The sequence below is a fragment of the Bergeyella anatis genome (assembly GCF_036016955.1).
Taxonomy (GTDB): domain Bacteria; phylum Bacteroidota; class Bacteroidia; order Flavobacteriales; family Weeksellaceae; genus JAYWXI01.
On the sequence record NZ_JAYWXI010000138.1, the window covers coordinates 1 to 442 of the forward strand.

General features: G+C 30.8%; 1 protein-coding gene. It reads left to right on the forward strand.

The window, feature by feature from the left end:
- Window positions 1-334, forward strand: a 334-nt coding sequence (locus VQ048_RS12635) for a type VI secretion system baseplate subunit TssG (RefSeq protein WP_327611982.1), incomplete at its 5' end; no start/stop codon positions are given.
- Window positions 335-442 lie beyond the last annotated feature (108 nt).

The following is a 442-nucleotide window of genomic DNA, read 5'->3' on the forward strand; positions in this document are numbered from 1 at the left end:
AGTTGAAATTGAAGCACACGAGTTTGCTTTATACGAGGACAAAGAAGAAAGTGTCTCATTAGGTAATTTCACATTAGGAGTGGATAGTATCATTGGGAGTCTTTATCAAGATTACTCCAAACATTTGCGGTTAAATATCGGTCCACTAAAAAATACAGATTTTAGAAACTATCTTCAAGGTCAGGCTTTGGAATCTTTTGTTTCCTTGTTTTGTCAATATTTTTATCCCTTGGAAGTTGAAGTTCAAATAAAAATAAAATTAGCCGAACATCAAAAAGAGTTTAATTTATCCAATGAACAATTCCCCGTTTTGGGCTATAATACTTACCTATGAATAGAATAAAAAAATACTTTACGAATTTAATCGACCCACAGCTTTTGGTTATATTGCTATTGTTAATTTTGACAATTATAGCACTTACACTCATTTTTTCAAAGAAAA